The following is an 18,643-nucleotide window of genomic DNA, read 5'->3' as shown; positions in this document are numbered from 1 at the left end:
GATCACACTCTGTTTGAAGTGGCTCAGGAACAGCAGCTTCTCGTCTGCTCATGCGCTGGACCGAACGAGTTGAGGCGGGGACTCAACGGCAAAGCCGATGATCAGGCCAGTCGCAGCCAAAGTTTCGATAAGCCCAAGGTTTAACACTTCAGCGCCAAAGCATATGGCCGCGATCAGCCCCGGCAAGACCAACGACAATGTGAGGCGAGCAATCAATTTACCATCTCCTTCGCGGCTCTCGCAGCATTGATGACACGTTGTTATGGCCCAATGCGCGTGCGGTGCGTCCCAATATTCGCACAACTGCGCGTCGTGCATTTTGATTTCCATCAACCCGGCTACGCGCTGGCGTGCAGCGACCGACACGCGGCCCTGGCGAATTACCCGGGTTGGTACATGTTACCTGCAACCCGCTCGCAGCGGTCGCTCGCCCCCGGCCGTTCTAGGCGCGCATCAGAGTTTTTTGACTTGCATCAATACTGCGGCCACGGCTTGCGGATAGAAACGACCTTCGAGTCAAGGTCAGACGCATGGCAGACAGAGAGACGCGGCGCTCCATCATCTTTTCGTGTCCCAATACCCGCGATTGGGTTAAAAGACTGCTGCGGGACACCTCCGAGCTGCACCCGATAACCTGCGTCGCTTGTGATGCCGGCCACTTCATCGGCCTGCGGATCGGCGCGATGCTCGGGCCGAGCGCAGCCAGTCCATCCGAATGACATCAAGCGAATACCGAGGTCGCCCCGGTTCTCGCCTGGAGACGCCGCCAGGCTCGCAAGGGCGCAGTTGACGCCATCAACACCCAACGCTCCACGCTGACGCCGTGGGACAGGGAGACTTCCGACTAACGAAGGATGTTTGACATGACAGACCACGGCGACACTTGTCCCGCCGCGGGCGCGATTGCGGGAGCGGTAGTCCAGTCCGGCTTCTGTACAACAGCAACAGATACCAACCGGCGCCGGCTTGAGCTGGTCCGGATCGACTCGAGCGCATCCTGGGAGTTGTTTCGCAGCGCCAGTCCTGATAGTTCGATTGGCGAGCGGATCGTGTCCCAGCACGACAGCTTCGGCGGCGCCACGACCCAAAGCACCCGGACCGCAACTGGCGCGATCGAGATCATGCGCCGCTTGGGCAATATTGGGCTGAGCCTGTTCGCGCAGCGGCGAAGCGATCTGGTCGGTAGTGTGCGGAAGGTTGCCTGAATTTGTCAGCCCGCGGCGATGAACACCCTCCAGGATCTATTGGCAACCTGACCTGGGAGCGGATCGAAACGGCGCCCTTTGACCGGGACCTGGAGATTGCCGTGATCGAGGGTAATACCATTCACCGGCTGGTCTTTCCCTGCCGCCGGATATTCGGCGGCTGGATCAGGCCCAAGACCGGGGAACATGTCGCTGTGCAGCCGACGCACTGGCGCATTTGGCCCGGCTAGCGGCGACCATCCTGCACCACACAGTTGGCGCAAACTGATATGCGGCCACTCCGATGGCCTCCCATGAACAACGATGTAGAGTCGATCGAATAAGAGGATCCGCCGGAAAATATGTCCGATCACATCTGGTACCGCTATGGCACTGCCGCGACAGCCGCCGCGCTGGCCCTTGTGCTGCGCGCGGCGCTAAATCCGTATCTTCAGGACCGCACGTTCACGATCATCTACCTCCCGGTCGTGGTTTTTGCCGCTTTCGCCGCTGGCCGTGGACCGGCCAATTTCGCTACGCTGCTCTGCCTCATCATCAGCGCGGCATTTCTTGGGCGACGCCTCATCACCGATTCCGCAAACATGATCGATATCGCGGGATTCGCGGTACTTGGTCCCCTCCTCGGCTTCATGGGCGATCGGCTGCGGCGGGAATCAGAGCGGGCGCGGTATCGGCAAGCCCATCTGCAGTCGATCCTGGACACCGTGCCGGAAGCCATGATCGTGATTGACGAGAAGGGCATCATTCGCTCGTTCAGCGCCGCGGCAGTGCGTTTATTTGGTTGGGCTCCGGACGAAGTGGTCGGAGCGAATGTATCCAGGTTGATGCCGCAGCCATACCGCGCCGAGCACGACCGCTACATCGAACGTTATCTGACGAACGGCGAGCGGCGCATCATCGGCATCGGCCGCATCGTGGTCGGCGAGCGGAGCGACGGCTCGACTTTTCCGATGGAGCTTGCCGTCGGTGACGCCAAAGTGCGCGGCGAACGTTTCTTTACCGGCTTCATCCGAGATCTCACCGAACGGCGGGCGCAGGAACGGCGACTGCAAGAACTGCAATCCGAGCTCGTGCACGTGTCACGGCTGACCGCCATGGGTGAGATGGCATCGTCTATCGCCCATGAGATCAATCAGCCGCTCTCCGCAATTACAAACTACATGCGCGGCGCAAAGGCTCTGCTGTCGTCAGACAAGCCGGACGCCAACCGCATTGGTGATGCCCTCGAACATGCCGCCCAACAAGCTCTGCGCGCCGGCGATATCATCAAGCGCCTGCGAGACTTCGTTGCCAAAGGCGAGACGCAGCACACGGTGGAGAATCCGCTCACGCTCCTTGAAGAGGCTGTAGCTCTGGCCCTGCTCGGCGCCAGGGAGCAAGGCGTACGGGTGGCTATCCGCAGCGATCGCGATCTGCCATCGATCATCGTCGACAAGATCCAGATCCAGCAAGTCGCGCTGAACCTGATACGCAACGCAATCGAGGCGATGGCTTGCTGCCCGCGTCGCGAATTAACCGTCGGAGTTGCCAAGGTCGATGGCCTCGCCAGGTTTACCGTTGCTGATACGGGCCCCGGCATCAGCCCTGATATCGCCGACCGCCTGTTCGAGCCCTTTGTCACGACCAAAGAGCATGGCATGGGTGTGGGACTATCAATCTGCCGGACGATCATCGGGTCTCATGGCGGCCACATCGTCGCGGAAGCGAATCCGGGCGGCGGCACGGTCTTTCAGTTTACCTTGCCATTTGCGGACGGTTAGTGAAGAAGCATGATCGGGCGTCGCATTCTTGTGATCGACGATGACGCCGCGATGCGGGACTCGCTCGCGTTTCTGCTTGATGTTGGCGGTTTCTACGTCGCAACCTATGAGACGGCGACCGCGTTTCTCAGTGACGTCGCGAGCGGTCCGGTTGACTGCATTGTATCAGACATCCGCATGCCGGGCATGAGCGGCCTCGAACTGGTCCGCAAACTCAACGCCGATCTCGTCGACTGTCCCGTCGTCCTGATCACTGGTCATGGCGACGTATCGCTCGCAGTCGAAGCGATGAAAGCGGGCGCGGCCGACTTCATCGAGAAGCCGTTCGAGGACGAGGTGCTATTGCGTGCGATCAATAGCGCTCTGGAAGCGCGACCAACGAAGCCAGCGGATGACGCAGCGAAACTGCAGGCGGAAGCCCGCCTCGCGGACCTCTCATCGCGTGAGCGTGACGTCTTGCAGGGACTGCTAGCCGGCAAGATCAATAAAGTGATCGCCCATGATCTTGGCATCAGCCCCCGGACGGTCGAGGTTTACCGCGCGAACCTCATGGCCAAGACCAATGTCCGCAGCATGTCCGAGTTGATGCGGATCGCCATCTCCGCCGGGTTCTAGCAGCATCGCAGGCGGCGCGGAATGGCGTATTCAGGCATTCAAGCTGCGCGGTCGAAAGTCCACTTGTCAGTGTAGGACCGACGTTCGTCGCTTTCAGCAAGCACATCGGTCCACAATTGGAAGGGGATCTGATTGTGAAAACTGACGATTCTTGAGTGTGGGCAAGCGCCATCTCCTTCGTCAATCTTGCAACGGTGAACTCCGCTCCCTTAAGGTCACGGAACGTCTCCCGAGAGAGACTGCGTATACATTCTAGGTCATCCGTGCCCCGTTTTTTGGCTCTCTCACCTCCACGGCGTCATATCCTCCATGTGTTTACTAGCTCCATAGGTTTACTACCTCCATGTGTTTGCGGGTGGTTCAATGTTAAGGTTGCCGAGCTTGTCATCCAACTACCCGATCTGACAGTCCTTGAGCGGATAGTCACGGAGGTGTCTCATACCACCTCGGCCGGTGGTGCTGACTCCGTGCAGCACGCCAAAATCCTCACGCCTCAGTTCGGCTGTCGCATGCCTGCCGCGGTGCATAGAGCCACGACTTGTCCGACGGCGCGGAGTAGGCTTATTTTTGGGTCCGCTTCGCTCGAGATGAGGACGAGTACCGGCGCTGCGGAAAAAACACTCCCGGCGACGACAGGACTGATCCAGCGACAGGAGGAATCACGATCCGAAACGAACCCGACGGGACTGCCGGCCGTTTTCATCAATCACCGGCGAGCCGCGCTGATCGAGTTTCCAGCCGCAGTTCAAGAATCCGGGGCACGCGGCGAACGAGGCCTTGCATGACCTTCGGTTGCTGGCTCGTTGTTCCTCCAGCAGGCCTGGTTTGCCAAGACATGAAGAGGGCATGGTGAGGAATGGACGGCCTCCGCGATCCCATAGCCAACCCAATCGCTGCGCTGGTATCGCACCAAAATGGCTGAGCACGAATCCTGCAGCACCGCGGCTAACATCACCGATGCAACACAGGCGACGCTGATTCCTGCTACGGACCATCGCGAGAACTGCTCCTTGCCAGTTGATCGTGCTCAAGAAAATTCAACGCGGCATATGAATCAGATCAATTGCCGGCCTGGATTTGTGCCCCGACAGCAGCAGGTCTTTCACTTCGGAGAACGGCAATGTTTGGGAACATATTGGTCCATCTTCCCACGGAGCTCCCGGTGCGGGCTGTGGTCAACGGTTCGATTTCCTTCGCACTGAGCACCGACGCGCATCTTGACGTTGTGGCGATCGGTTACGAGAGAACCAACACTCAGCTCCTTGCCCTCGGCGTGGCGGCAGTCACTTCTGTTTTCGAAGTCGAGCAGGCGCGTGCGTTGGAGCGGGCCGAAGCGGCACTTCGTGTCTTCGATCTGCAGGCACGGAATGCGGGCATTTCCTACGCGAGCCGCGCGCTGAGCGCGATTCCCGCCGAGGCGCGCCGGATCATCTGCGCCAGCGCGCGAGTCCACGACATGACCATCGTCACACAGCCCCAGAGCGGCTACAATAGTTACGATAATCTGATTCCCAGGAAGATCCTTTTCCAGGCTGGTGGGCCTGTTCTGTACCTGCCACATATCTTCCACGGCGCTTTTTCGATCAGACGGGTAGGGATTTGCTGGGACGGCAGCCGCCGTGCGGCCCGCGCGTTGCACGACGCGATGCCGCTTTTGTGCAAAGCCGATGCCCTCACCATCATCGCGACCACCGCTCCGGACAAGGTCCCGGCGGAAAGTTCCACTGCCTATCTAGGAGAGTACCTTGCAAAGTCAGGACTCCCTGCAAAGGTCGTATCACTTCCGACATCTCGGTCAGCGCAGCGCGCCCTCCTGTCGCTTGCGGCCGACGAAAGCCTCGACCTGCTGGTGATGGGGGGATACGGTCGCTCTCAGCTGCAGGAAAAGCTGCTCGGCGCCGCCGCCGGGCATATGCTTCGTACGATCAACATCCCGGTTCTGATGTCGCACTGAGGGCACGAATTGTACGTGCGACATGTCGCCATCCCGCCAGCATGCGTCGGAACGCCGTCGCGATCGGCGTCATGGCGAGCCCATCCGCGCGATCAGGAACAGGAGCGCCCCCTGTCGGGGCTCTCATGCGTCCCTCCGTCGCTCCATCGACGAGGTGCGGCCGAGCCGGGCGTCGAGCGCCACGGCTCCGAACGCTGCACCCGCTCTACTGGTCGAGATGCTACATGAACTGCTCGCGGACAGTCTGTCACCGGCCATCCGACGATGCCCGAGCTCAGCTTCAGGCCAGGCCAGATCACGATTTCCTCCGGTTTCTAAAATTGCTGGAGAGCCGTAAGGCCAGCTATTGAGCCAGGTCAATATCACGTGCGAGCCGAGCTCTATGATCGCTCTCCAAGTCGGTCCATATGCGCACATAGCAGATGGTGACCGGGCACGTCGTCCAGGTCGCCCAGCGTACATCGATCGGGATGATCCGCCTCGTCACCTCTGTGGCCGACCGGTGTTGACGGGGATCAGAGCTATGGTGTCCGATGGACACTTCCTGCGGCGAGCCGAAAGTGGCGGTAGACGACAGCGTTTCGCCCCGGCTGGAATTCTTCACGGGTGCGGCAGTGCGCTTTCGATTGTATCCATGGGCGCGGCCGACCAAGTCAGCATGCAACTTCCGATCCAAAGGTCGCCTGATCTGATTTGAGTATGTTCGAGCAACCAGGGAGCCGCGCCGCCCTCGTTCAAGACGGCCTCCTCATGGACCTACGTGTAAATACGTAGTGGTTTCTACTTAGGTAAAACATCCGGATTTCACGGTTTGTCAGCAGCGATCAATCTGCGTCCCATCGACGTTCGCAAGAGAGGGTCCGCCATGCACGCCCAGGGCGCCAGTTTTACTGAGACCAGCCGCCATCCGAATAGCGTCTTGCGTGGGCAACCTCACAGTTGTGGACCGTTTGGTATGATTGCGACACCGATGCGGTTCACGCGCAATCGCGAGATATACGGAGAGGACGAGGCTGCCGAATATCTGCATCAGGTGGTGTCGGGTGCTGTGCGAACCTACAAGATTCTGGAGGACGGACGTCGTCAGATCGGTGCGTTTTATCTGCCCGGCGACATCTTCGGCTTTGAGGCCGAAGGAAGCCATATCTCTTCAGCCGAGGCGATCTGCGAGACGCACCTGCTGATGGTGAAGCGCTCCGCTCTCATTTTTCGCGCCAGTCACGAAAGGGAACTCACAAGGCAGCTCTGGGACGCGATGGCGCTCGAGCTGCGCCGCTTCCAGCAGCGTCACATGCTCCTGATCAGCAGCGCAGAAGAGCGGGTCATCGCGTTCCTGCTCGATATGTCTCGCCGGGCTACGAAGAATGCTGCCATCGAACTGCCCATGTCACGGCAGGATGTTGCAGATTACCTTGGCTTGACGATTGAGACGGTGTCGCGCACCTTTACTCAACTTGAGCAGAATGGCGCGATCGCCCTGCCGACCTCGCGCCGGGTCGAGCTCCGCAAGGACAAATTGTCCAACCGCTTTGGGCAGAACTTTGGCTAGGGCGGTTTGCTCCAGCTCCAGGCACGGGGGCGAAATGCGCAACTTCCGTGCGCCAAGCAGCGCCGGCAAATTGCGGCGAAAGACATCGAACTTCAGCTTCGGCGATCTGGCACAAATGACAGAATCGCTTCTAGCTTACATTGTTCCTCCATGGAGCACCGCAATGATCATCGATCTTTTGCTTCGAGAGCATCGCAATATTGATCTGCTTCTGGTCGCCCTTCAACACGAATTGGAGATTTTTGAGCATGGGATTCGTCCGGACTATGAGGTGATCCGCGCGATTATCAGCTACTTCGAGGTTTACCCGGAGATGTACCATCATCCTCAGGAAGACTTGATTTTTTCCAAGCTCAAGACGCGCGATCCGGATGCGGCTGCAATGGTCGGCGATCTCGCGCATGAGCACCAAGAAGTCATTGACCGTTTGCACCAGTGCTCTCGCGCCATTGATGGCGTCCTGGCGGATCGTGAAGTCCTTCGGCAAGATGTCGGCACCATCGTACGCGACTTTATAGCAAGCGAGCGGCACCACATGATGCGGGAAGAACGAGACTTCTTCCCCGCCGCCCTTGAGGCTCTATCGGCTCATGATTGGACCGAAGTCGCTTCCGCGCTCACCGATCATGGAGATCCGCTATTCAGCGAGACAGCGGAAGCGACTTCCGATGCGCTAAGAGCGCATATTCTACAATTGGAACAAGAAGCTGAAGCCGAACGGAGCTCAGTCGCGTTTTCGTCCGCAATGGCCGGCAACCCGCGACACGGCGCCGCGACGGATGGCCCGTATTGATCGCTGCCGTTTGAGGAGGCAAGTGGACGTCATGCTCATCCTGTCGAAATGAGGATGGCGATGCTTCGCCGGCTCGCAGGCTGCCGAAGCGTCAGGATGATTTGTGCGCTCGATGATCGCTTGCTTCAATTGCCGGCGCAAACGGCATGTCCGAACCTCCCTCGGATCTCTGGTTCCAGCGTGATCGTCGCCAGGGATGGCAGGCTCGGCCCACACCGCATTGATATCGCGCGAACGGGCGCGTCTCATAGCGACCGATGAGGACAGACGATTGCGGCCACGCCGGATGCGGCGAAATACTCCCCTCCTCAAGCCCCGCCCGGCACGGTCTCAATCATCCGCCCCGAGCCGGTTCGGCTCGTCGCACGCCAACTGCGAGCGGCCGCCAAGCCGGAACTTTCGGCACGAACAGCAGGCGCAGGACGTCACCTTCGACATCGACACCGCTTGCTGCTTCGTTCGCCTCGCCCAATGCTGGCGCGAGTCGAGCACGACGAGCTATGGGGCCCGCATCGTCAAGGAGGCTCATTCCTGAGCTGTGACCGCATCTTCGCGGTTCAAAGCACCATGTATGCGCCGCGGGCATGCCCTACCAATTACGTTTCAGAGTCACCACAGCCATCAGCAACCGGGATATTTTGAGGCAGCGCAAAGCTTATCCGGCGCCTGTCCGATAATCGGGCCTGGAGAGCGAGAAAGGCATCCGAATGCGACCGGACCTGGCACGATCCTACGGGCAGCACCGGCTACCGCGCTACACCAGCTATCCGACGGCCCCGCATTTCTCAGCGTCAGTTCGCGAGTCGGACTATCAAGCGTGGCTCAAGTCCCTGGGCAGCCAGCAGTCAGCGTCAGCCTCGATCTACGTGCACGTGCCATTTTGTCGAACCATGTGCTGGTACTGCGGCTGCCACACATCTGTGACGAAACGCGACGATCCGATCGCGATCTATGCGGCTGGACTGCGCACTGAAGCCTACCTCGTTGCAGAAGCCGTCGGCCAACGACAACCGATCTCTCATATCCACTTCGGGGGTGGCACGCCGACGATCATGACACCTGAAACATTTGCTGATCTGGTCGGTTCGTTGCGTTATTCGTTCGCTGTCCTGCCTGATGCCGAGATCGCCGTGGAGATCGATCCACGCTCGTTGAGCGAGCCGATGGCCGAGGCGCTGGGCTATTGCGGGGTCAACCGGGCGAGCCTTGGCGTCCAGAGCTTCGATCCAGTTGTTCAGCGGGCCATCAATCGTCTGCAAAGCTTCGGGCAGACCGCGACTTCGGTCGATCGGTTACGCCGCGCCGGCGTCGGCCGGATCAATTTCGACCTGCTCTATGGTCTGCCCCGGCAGACAGTCGCTTCGTGCCTGGACACCCTTGCCAAATGCCTCGAGCTGCATCCGGACCGGTTTTCCGCCTTTGGCTACGCGCACATTCCTGCATTCAAGAAGCATCAACGCAAGATCGATCAATCCACTTTGCCCGACAGTGTCGAGCGGTACCTCCAATCCGAAACGATCGCCGAAGCCTTGGTTGATGCTGGATACGTACGCATCGGTATCGATCACTTTGCCCTGCCGGACGACAACCTCGTCCTGGCGAGGCAGAATGGCAGGTTGAGGCGCAACTTCCAGGGCTATACTGACGATTGCGCGGACGCGCTGATTGGCCTTGGCGCCAGCGCGATCGGCCACATGCAACAAGGGTTCGTCGCGAACGCTGTCTCGACAAGGGAATACCTCGCTCGCATCACCGAGGATCGGCTCGCCACCGCGAAAGGCTATTTGATGACGGATGACGATCGCTTCCGCGCCGAGATCATCGAGCGAATCATGTGCGACATGACAGTCGATCTCGCCGAGACATCCCGCCGTCACGGCAGGGATCCGGAGTTAGCCATCGTCGATCGTTCTCGACTCGACAGCCTTATCGCAGATGGCGTCGTTGTGGTTGGCGATGGCCGGCTTTCGGTAGCCGATGGCGCTGAGTTCCTGGTCCGGAGCGTCGCATCGGCGTTCGACGCACACCTTCCTCAGTGCGGCGCTACGCATAGTCGGGCGGTCTGAACCGGCTGCGCCGAACGGAGTCGTTTCGGATCCGAGTCCGGCATCATTGAACTGGCTTATGCTTTGGCGAGGAGCACGCGATTGGCATCCCGCCACGTTCAAGCTCGTGACATCTCCCGCGTCGATCCGCTCATCGATTCCAAAGAGGCTCGAGCCGAAACCTGGCTATCGGGCGGAACCGGACCAGCGACTGCCCGAGCAGGGTTCAAAACAATACCAAGTCGCTTATGCATCGGCTATGCTTATGAGATTCTTGCAGTCGCGTTTTCGTATAGTCGCGCTGATCGAGCGTATCGTTTGCAGGCAGGACAGCGCCGGCAATTGCGCTTAGTGCCCGTCGATGCCGCGAGCGCAGGCATCACCGGCCCCGTTGCTCGACGCGGCAAACCGTTGTGAGTGCTCATCAGCGACAAACCTTGGTGTAGATTTCTAATGCTCGGCTATATCGGCCGCATACCACGGCATAATTGAGCTACCCCGAGCCGGTGCTTTAATCTGGCTCAGATTTTCGGCGAGTGTCCCCGCCGGTGATCGAACCATCGGCTATCCTCCCTCCGCCGTTGGAAGTCGGCGCGATGCGTCAGCGTCGCTCCTCCCGGACTTCACTTCCGCCCGGCCCGCTAAGCGCGGCCGGGCTTTTTTTGTACTCATACAAAGCTCTATCGAGATGATCGAGAGCGCAAATGACCTACAAGCGGATCAGCTTTTTCGAGAAGGCCCAAGCGCAGGATCAACGGCCGACCGGATCGGATGCAGCGCGCAGTTCGCGGGCGGCAGCGACCATGTTCACCAGGCCGGGCGAACCTCCTCCCATTTGCGCGTCTTCAGGCCACAGTCCGGATTGACCCAGAGCTGGGAATCCTGCAGCCGCTTGCGAGCCAGCACCATGAGCTCCCTCATCTCGCCCGTCTCGGGGACGCGTGGAGAATGGATGTCGTCCACGCCCGGCCCGATTTGATTCGGATATTTGAAGCTCCTGAACGCGTCGAGCAGTTTCATTTTCGAGCGCGAGGTCTCGATCGAGATGACATCCGCGTCCATTGCAGCAATCGCCCCGATGATGAGTACTGCACCATGTCATTGCGCTCAAACTCGCCATGCACGAGCACGTACGCGCAGTGGCCCCTTTGGCCGCAAGTGCCGAAAGCCATCGTAGAGGTCGAAAGCCGACACTCCGGCAACGATACCCAAGCGGCTCAATGGCGGCAAACCTGCTTCCGATTGTCATCAGGAACCTGGCAGCAAGGCGTTCGCCTGCGCGGTCGAATGTTCCGTGCGTGACAAGAATGAACAAGCCGGGGTGGATAGGCTGAATGGAAACATTGAAGCGCGCGCGGGTCGGAAACTCGACAAAGACGACACAAATCCAGCGCGAACTGCTCGCTATTGCCTAGCACGAAGAATGCAAGTCCTCGGCATGCCCAGGCTTTTCCTCCTGGGCAGGTCCAGCAATTTGAGGCTGTGGCTGGCCACTGAAGTTAGCGGCGCGTGACATAGAGGGGACGCGCCTGCTCGCGCGGGACAGCAGTGGGCGCCCGCGTCACGTCGCCTCTAACTTCTTACGATCGCGCATGACAGGTTGAAGGTTGCCCGTTTTTGTATATTGACGCGTGGATGAAAACCAGATGGGTCGGCGTATGAAGAAAATACCTGGAAGAGGCGTGCTTTGGTTTTGCCTCGGTCGATCGCTGTTCTGTCTGGCTGGGCTGGCTGCGACGACCAACAGTGTTCGCGCCAACGATAGCGCCCTTGTCGAACGGGTCAAGTCGACGTGGCGAGCGCAAGACGGTGAGACGATAGAACAAATTATCTCCAACGTCTCGAGGGTGGCGCAGTTCGTCCCTCGAACATGGGGGGTCGCTCAAGGGATTGACCGAACTGAATATGTTTTCTTTTCGTGGACCAGGCACCAGGACAATCCATCAGACGAAAAGTACGTCATTACCTGGAAGATCGCGCTCGATGGGACGATCGAACTTGCGTCCACGTATGCAAAACCCATTGAATTGGGCTGGCGCGCCTTGGCGCTTTCGTTGATCGCCAGTGAAGTCGCAGACGGCGAAAAGAACGCAAACCTTCGCTTTCTACATAATCCGGACAACTTCAACTTCGTGACGACGGCGCAAGGCAAGCTCGGGAATCTTCTGCGGCACGGCCGCTGTCACATCATCGAGCCCGTCGGGGTGGATTACATACCGGAGGCGAATGACAAGCCGACCGAGAAAGGTAATCTGCGGCGCGTTCTGCTGTTGGTGAACTGTAATATACCAGGGCCCCATTATTTTACCCATAACGGGGTCATCGCCTTCGAGAAGAGCGACGGACAAGATTGGGAGCCGCAATCCTTCTTTGCCAAGCGCATCGCGGCTTTTCCTCCCGGCTCCTGGTTCGATCGCATAGAGCCAAATGAACGGGAAGCGTTAGATTGGACGCGAAAGGCCTCGGTAGATGATCGCTCACAGCAAGATCGCGCCGCGACTCCTTGAGCACTCGGCGGCTCGGGGCAAAAGCAAGGCACATGCGCTCTCAAACTCGCGTGTGCTATTATGCCTCGGCGAGTCGAGCCTGTCTCGCAGACCGCAGCACGCCATGGGAAAAGTCAGGCAGCACGATTGCTCTCGGCCTTTCCGCGAGCTCAGCAGCGGCGTGCCAGCGTGCGAGAGCCGGTTTGGCCTGCGCCGCACGCAACGCAGTGAGAGGACATGTGCCTCTGCCGGCCGAGCATCAGAGGAACTCGCCTGGAGGTGCTGCTCAAAATCCGCTTGATACGACCACAACCAAATGACCGGCGCCGCTCGCAACGAGGCTTCGAGTCAACTTGCGGCCGGCACTTGCAGAGCAAAGTTGCGCCGTCGCAAGCAGCACCGATTGCCTCTAGCTCTCCGGAAAGAGCGGCATGGGGCACATCAGGATTTGTACTTTGGCCTCGCCCCAGCGGCAATCCGAAGTCGTCCGACTGATCTCGAACTGCGCGTCCCACTCCGGCAGTTCCTTTGACTGCGCACATCGGATGTAGGCCAGCCTTGCGTCAGGGTTTCGCAGTAGCGACCTCTCGCATATTTAGAACTTAAGGCATTGAGCTTTTCACATTTGATCATGAAGCCTTCTGGATTGCGCGAGCTGGTCAGCTTGAGACTATGCAAGCTGACGCTAGGTACGATTCAAGCTCTTTGGGAGACGATCGTGCAAGGCTGGTTACGGTTGCCTACACATTTCGCGCATGCAGGGCTCGCGAACGCGGTGCTGCACGCCGTGGCTCGGGCGATCCGACCATCCGCCCATGCCCTGATGGCAGCGATCACCTCGCCGAGAAGGTCTTGGTCAAGATTCGAGAGATGGTGCTGCCGAAGATTGAGCGGCACGGCTCAAGTCCGAACCATCGCACCGGCTTTGCAGGAATGGCCAGGCCTTTGGTCGGTGTGGCGCGCCAATTGTGGCCGATGGTGGCGCAAAAAACGCTGCGGTCGCGCCTCTCCCTTGACAATTCTTGTCTGTTTATACGAACGGAGCGGTACCAGGAAGTATTGTGGCGAAGCGCGGAAATGGCGCTCTTGTTCAAATCGGACAGAGCAAGCGAGAACAGATTTCGTTCAAAGGTCGGCCCCTCCGTGAACAGAGCCTAGCCTACTGTGAATGTCCTCGTCGCAGCAGAAGCATCCGCAGTTCTCTCTAATGGAAGTTGGAGCGATGTTTTGGCAACGTCGGTCCATCCGCGCTGACCTTCGCTCCGCCGCCGAAAGGCGGACGGACACTCTTTATTCTCAACCGAATGAGAAACAGAGTCCCGAGCTTCGGCTTTGTCCTACATCGCGAGTTCGGCGCTCAGCACGGGGGATCTCCCCCTCCGGTCGAGGGGGTGCGGTGCGCGCCCACTGAGAGAGACCGGCAAGGCCGGAAGCATATCGCAAAATGCACACCGGAAGAAATCGCTTGAAACTCACGTCGCGTCAGGTCGTAGGTTGACTCACGACCAAACTTTCACAAAGCAAACGTCGAACGATGCAAGCCGGATAACGAACATGGTGCGGTCAAGCAGTCGAATGTGGCGGCGCCGGATCGCGACTTTCTGAGCTGATCGACCGACAGCAAAAGGTTGTAGGAATGAAACACCGCGTAATGATGACGGCATTGCTCGCTCTCATTACATCTCCGGTTTGCGCGGCGAAACTCAGCGGCCCGCCGCACATCGTCGACGGCAATACGATCGAGATCGAGCAAACCAGAATTCGGCTCTCGGATATCGAGGCGCCAGAGACTGATCAGATTTGCCTCGACGCCCATGACCGGAAATGGGCTTGCGGCGTAGCTGCTCGCGACGCGCTTATCAAGTACTCGAACGGACGAACGTGGGATTGTCAGACCGCGGGAGTAGACAAGTACGGGAGGTCACTCGGCAGTTGCTTCATCGAAGGCCAGGACGTGAACGCCTGGATGGTAAGCTCGGGCTGGGCACTGTCATCGGGTCCATCTTCCCATACTTACACTATCTATGAGGTGATAGCGAGCAATGCCTACGCGGCTCTGTGGTCGGGGGCGTTCATCGCGCCTTGGGACTGGCGTCGCCGCAACAAGGGGACGATCATCGTCGGCGCGAGCTCGGTGCCGACCGACGCGCAGGAACTCCTGCTTGGATCCGCTCTGCTATCGGACCCGCCCTCGCCCGAGTGTCTGATAAAGGGCACCGTGGGCCGCAACGGCGAGCGCACTTATCACTTGCCCGGGCAACTCAGTTACGGACAAATCGACATGACGAAAAAGCCGGCTGAACGCTGGTTCTGCAGCGAAACGGAGGCCGAAGCCACGGGATGGCGTAGGGCCTCGCGATGAGGTGAACACGCATGCATGCAGGTCGTTCCCAGAACACGTCCTATCCGGTCACGATCGCGCCTTCGCGCCGCTCGCTGTTGCTTTTGGCTGTTTCGGCGGTTGGCCGGCTTGGTGACAATATTGTCGACGCGACTCTGCTCTCGCCGGAGGCTGCGCTGAAGCGGCTAATGAAAGGTAATGATCGCTATGTCCAGGGCGCATCACGAGGTGGCCATTTCAAAGGCGAGCGCCAGGTTTTGGTCGATGGGCAAAATCCATATGCGACGGTTCTGAGCTGCGCAGACTCTCGTGTGGTGCCCGAACTTGCCTTCGACAGCGGACTTGGTGATCTGTTCGTCTGCCGCCTCGCCGGCAACTTCGCCAACGACGACACACTCGCCAGTATGGAGTATGCGGTCGCCGTGCTGAGCACGCCGTTGATCCTGGTACTTGGTCACGATCATTGCGGCGCGATAGACGCCACCATCAAGTCGCTCCACGAGGGTAGGCCCGCGCCGGGGCATATTTCATCGTCGCTGCGCCTGCGGTAAAAGGATCTTGCCAGCAAACCGGAGATACGTTCGCCGATGCGACCCGGCAAAATGTGATTGACAACATCAATAAACTCAAATCGGCCAGCCCAATTCTGAGCTCAGCAATTGAGCAAAACAGACTGAAGATAGTCGGAGGTCTATATCGGCTCGACACGGGCAGGGTCGATCCTGGGCTGAGCTGGCACTTTCGCACGGCCGCCCAGTCGTGTGCGGCCTGGCCGGACTTCCGCTGACTGCTGCGAGATTCACTCGTCGATCGGGCTGCAGCAAATGCACCGGATGTGATCCGCACCATGATTGTCATAGCTTCGGGAAAAACTCTGGTATGCGCGGTCTCTTGATCCTCCTCCTATTCTTCGTACTCATGTTGGCAACGCGCGGCCGGCACCAGGAAACACTCATACCGCGGCCGGCAGCGTCCATGCCTCCACGTTGGAGCCCAAAGTCAACAGAGTTGATTCGAGCGGCAGATTGCGCCGCAGGACACGCCGGGATCTCAGCCAGGTCTCCGGAACAGGCGGGAATTCCAGCAGAATCCCGGCCTATCCGCCCTGACACCGATACAGATGGTCCAGCTCAGGTCAACCGGCTCAACCAGGGCTGAAGATCACATAGAGCAGGATGACGACCACGATGGCTGCCCAGCCGGCCGATGCTAAGAAGAATGCTACTCGCGTCGGCATCGGACGGTCTCTCCTGCATCGACCAACGAAGAGACCGCAGTGTCGGAAGAGCAGCCTCGTTGGATCTGTCCAGAGCTCGTACTTCGGATCCACATATACCGGAAGTGTCGCCCGTACAACTATTGCGATCATCGATTGTAGTAGATAACAATCTTCTGCACCCTCGCCTGAGTTCGTCAAGCCTGCAGTCCCGATCGACAGACGCCTTGAGGTGCCATCCAGAGAGCCCTCCTCGCTCGGCGCAGGTGCGGGCTTGTCATTGACATTTCCCAAGTGCGCCATCTGAAAAGGAGCATCTGCGCGCCGGCGCGCACCTTTGAAGATTGCTTTAGCGATCCGGATATCAGCCTCACGATGATGATCGGCGACCTCATCGCACGTGGCCCCAGGTCTCTTCGACCAGCGCATCAATCATATCGGATACATCATCTTGTCCGACATTAAGCGTCAGCGACATCCGCAACCTTGCCGTGCCCACAGGGACTGTTGGCGGCCGTATCAAAAGCCACGTGCCTGCACTGCAGAGGCGAGCCGCATCGCGCGGGACTTGTCGCCCACGAGGTAAGGAATGATCTGTGAGTTCGAACGGCTCGGCGGCCGCACACAATGAGCTGCCGATGTGCAAAATCGATAAGGTCGATCAGGCGTTGCTGCCGCTCAGGCTCGTCCTGCAGGATCAAGAGTGCTTCTCGGACAGCGACGGCTATCAGGGGCGATGGCGCGGTGGCGAAAATGAATGGACGGCACCGATTGACCATGAAGTCGCACAATACGCCGGAAGCAGTGACAAGCGCCCACGCTGCACCCAGCGCCTTTCCGCAGGTGTGGATCACCAAGAGATCTTCGCCTCCCTCATCGAGCGCGGTGAGCCCCCCGTCCCTGATCGCCGTAAACGCCTGTGGCATGAGCCTCGTCCACGACCAGGATGGCCTCGTAGCGCTCGGCGATTGCGACCAGATCTTCAAGCGGCGCGAAGTCACCGTCCATACTGTAGAGGCTCTCCACCACGATCCAGACGCGCCCCACTCCGCCCCTGGCGCGCCAGTCGCCAATCGTGTCTTCAATCGACTGGGGATTATTATGGGCGCTTATCCGAAACTCGGCTCGGCCCGCTCGAGCGCCTTCATGAAGGCTGGCGTGCACGAGCGAATCGACAACAAGCAGATCGCCCCGTTGCGGCACTGTTGTCAGAACAGCGAAATTTGCGATGTAACCGCCGCCAAAGAAAAGCGCTGTCTTCGCCCGGAAGAACTGCGCCGCCTCCGCTTCGAGAGCTTCGTGCTCCTCGCAATTGCCGCGCAGGAGCCGTGACCACCAACGCCGACCGGCGTGCCGGCGTCGAGCGCGGTGAAGAGAGCCTTCTTCATACGCGGCGCGCTCGCCAGCGCCAGATAATCGTTCGAGGCAAAATGAGTCCCTGCGCGCGGCTTCAGGGCGCGCAGCCGATCGGCTTCTTTCAAGGCCGCCAGAGCCACAGCATAGCCGTTAAGCTTGCCTGTATCGGTTAGGTTCATTGCTCAATTCGCCCAATACCACAATCCTGCAGCGACGATGATGGCTCCAAAAAAGAAAGATGGATGATCCGCCGTGCACTGTTCAGCAGGGCAGACGCAGCTTTGTCCAATCAGCCAGCAGGACGCGCGGACTGCACGTTTTTCTCTCCCTCGAAGGACGCATAACTGCAGCAAGTCGCACGCCCACTAATCAAACACATGATTCCCGACTCGGGAGTGCTTCGATCACGCAGGTGACCGCGCCTTGGTCGATTTTTGCAAGTCAGGTCGTGCCCGCTGATCAACTATCCTGCCCGCGCGGCAGCGCGCGCATATATCGGCGCGAAAGCACCTCGAGTTCGCGTTCGGGCAAGCTTGACGGATCGACGTTGATTCCTCCCCTCGCGCCGCCATACGGCAGTGCGACCAGTGCGCACTTCCAGCTCATCCAGATGGCCGGTGCCGCGACTTCGCCGAGATCAACGCTCGCCGCGAACCGCGCACCACCTTTCGTGGGGCCAAGCGTCAGGTGATGCTGCACACGATAGCCTTCGAAGACGGCCGTCGTGCCGTCATCGCAGTGAGTCGGATAAGAGACCGTGACCGGGCGCTTGGGCATCAGGAGCCGGGCTCTCGCGTCCTGCGTAGTCTGCGATTACTTCGAATTGCTTCACGGCCATGTCAAAGACTGGCCCACGGTATGCCGTCACGTTGGCTTCCCCGGTGTGAAGGTTATATGCTGATCAAGCGGTGGAGCAGCATCGCAGCTTTCGAATATTTCATCCGGCCTGCGACAGACCCGCTCTCTGTGGCGGCAACAATTGTTGGCCTCGGCCTCAGTGGCCCGATCTGTTGCACCACTTTGCGTTCTCGATGGGGATCCTTCGCTGCGCATCCATCTCGCAGTATGGGGGTAAACCGGGCGCCCTGCACTGACACGTAAAAGCTCACCGATCGACAGCAAGTTCCGCCAACGCTGCATCGAACTATCGATAGCCCGTGACATGGGCTTTCGGCTCCATGGGCTTTCGGCTCCCTAGCAGTGAGAGCGCGGTTCACCGTATCTCGCGACAAATGATTCCGCACTCGTGGACCTCGCTCGTTGGTCCGTTACGTACAAGGTTTTGCACGCGGGCGACGCACCGTCTGTCAACGTGACCATGCA

The 18,643-nt window shown here is 59.3% G+C and carries 10 protein-coding genes and 4 pseudogenes; 10 read left to right on the top strand and 4 right to left on the bottom strand.

From position 1 onward, the window contains the following. Nucleotides 1-48: 48 nt before the first annotated feature. Nucleotides 49-318, bottom strand: a complete 270-nt coding sequence (locus ACVWW1_RS42330; protein WP_456659971.1) for a hypothetical protein — start codon at nucleotides 316-318, stop codon at nucleotides 49-51. A 545-nt stretch (nucleotides 319-863) separates the two neighbouring features. Here ACVWW1_RS42330 and ACVWW1_RS42325 point away from each other — a divergent pair. The 7 genes from ACVWW1_RS42325 to hemN all read left to right on the top strand — a co-directional run bounded on the left by ACVWW1_RS42325 (nucleotide 864) and on the right by hemN (nucleotide 9,942). Continuing rightward, the gene (locus tag ACVWW1_RS42325) at nucleotides 864-1,205 is read left to right on the top strand and encodes a hypothetical protein (protein WP_456659970.1); all 342 of its coding nucleotides are present in this window, start codon (nucleotides 864-866) and stop codon (nucleotides 1,203-1,205) included. 341 nt (nucleotides 1,206-1,546) lie between these two features. After that, nucleotides 1,547-2,965 carry a PAS domain S-box protein gene (locus ACVWW1_RS42320; RefSeq protein ID WP_456659969.1) on the top strand — a complete coding sequence of 473 codons (1,419 nt, stop codon included), beginning with the start codon at nucleotides 1,547-1,549 and terminating at the stop codon, nucleotides 2,963-2,965. Nucleotides 2,966-2,974: 9 nt separating this feature from the next. Beyond that, on the top strand, nucleotides 2,975-3,580 hold the full coding sequence (gene fixJ / locus ACVWW1_RS42315; RefSeq protein WP_456659968.1) for a response regulator FixJ: 606 nt from the start codon (nucleotides 2,975-2,977) through the stop codon (nucleotides 3,578-3,580). A gap of 1,120 nt (nucleotides 3,581-4,700) precedes the next feature. Further along, the gene (locus ACVWW1_RS42310; RefSeq protein ID WP_456659967.1) at nucleotides 4,701-5,534 is read left to right on the top strand and encodes a universal stress protein; all 834 of its coding nucleotides are present in this window, start codon (nucleotides 4,701-4,703) and stop codon (nucleotides 5,532-5,534) included. A gap of 865 nt (nucleotides 5,535-6,399) precedes the next feature. Continuing rightward, nucleotides 6,400-7,083: a helix-turn-helix domain-containing protein gene (locus ACVWW1_RS42305; RefSeq protein WP_456659966.1), complete on the top strand. Its 684-nt coding sequence runs from the start codon at nucleotides 6,400-6,402 to the stop codon at nucleotides 7,081-7,083. 163 nt (nucleotides 7,084-7,246) lie between these two features. Then, nucleotides 7,247-7,876 carry a hemerythrin domain-containing protein gene (locus ACVWW1_RS42300; RefSeq protein WP_456659965.1) on the top strand — a complete coding sequence of 210 codons (630 nt, stop codon included), beginning with the start codon at nucleotides 7,247-7,249 and terminating at the stop codon, nucleotides 7,874-7,876. 707 nt (nucleotides 7,877-8,583) lie between these two features. Next, nucleotides 8,584-9,942, top strand: coding sequence for an oxygen-independent coproporphyrinogen III oxidase (hemN, locus tag ACVWW1_RS42295; RefSeq protein WP_456659964.1), 1,359 nt, complete (start codon nucleotides 8,584-8,586; stop codon nucleotides 9,940-9,942). Nucleotides 9,943-10,672: 730 nt separating this feature from the next. Here hemN and ACVWW1_RS42290 read toward each other — a convergent pair. Next, a pseudogene (locus ACVWW1_RS42290) lies at nucleotides 10,673-11,004 on the bottom strand (5-methyltetrahydropteroyltriglutamate--homocysteine S-methyltransferase); the annotation flags it as partial. A gap of 575 nt (nucleotides 11,005-11,579) precedes the next feature. Between ACVWW1_RS42290 and ACVWW1_RS42285 the strand changes: the two are divergent. From ACVWW1_RS42285 to ACVWW1_RS42275, 3 genes and pseudogenes are all read left to right on the top strand, one after another. Beyond that, complete coding sequence (locus ACVWW1_RS42285) at nucleotides 11,580-12,428, top strand: nodulate formation efficiency C protein (protein WP_456659963.1); 849 nt, start codon at nucleotides 11,580-11,582, stop codon at nucleotides 12,426-12,428. Between the two features lie 1,630 nt (nucleotides 12,429-14,058). Continuing rightward, on the top strand, nucleotides 14,059-14,769 hold the full coding sequence (locus ACVWW1_RS42280) for a thermonuclease family protein (RefSeq protein ID WP_456659962.1): 711 nt from the start codon (nucleotides 14,059-14,061) through the stop codon (nucleotides 14,767-14,769). 11 nt (nucleotides 14,770-14,780) lie between these two features. Next, nucleotides 14,781-15,535, top strand: a pseudogene (locus ACVWW1_RS42275) (carbonic anhydrase). Nucleotides 15,536-16,355: 820 nt separating this feature from the next. Here the strand turns inward: ACVWW1_RS42275 and ACVWW1_RS42270 are convergent. Continuing rightward, nucleotides 16,356-17,499 (bottom strand): annotated as a pseudogene (locus ACVWW1_RS42270) (8-amino-7-oxononanoate synthase). A gap of 301 nt (nucleotides 17,500-17,800) precedes the next feature. Beyond that, a pseudogene (locus ACVWW1_RS42265) lies at nucleotides 17,801-18,188 on the bottom strand (Glu/Leu/Phe/Val dehydrogenase dimerization domain-containing protein); the annotation flags it as partial. Nucleotides 18,189-18,643 lie beyond the last annotated feature (455 nt).

This window comes from Bradyrhizobium sp. JR3.5 (assembly GCF_054057015.1).
The sequence above is the reverse complement of the archived record's forward strand: the minus strand, read 5'-3'. Positions and strand labels throughout refer to the sequence as shown.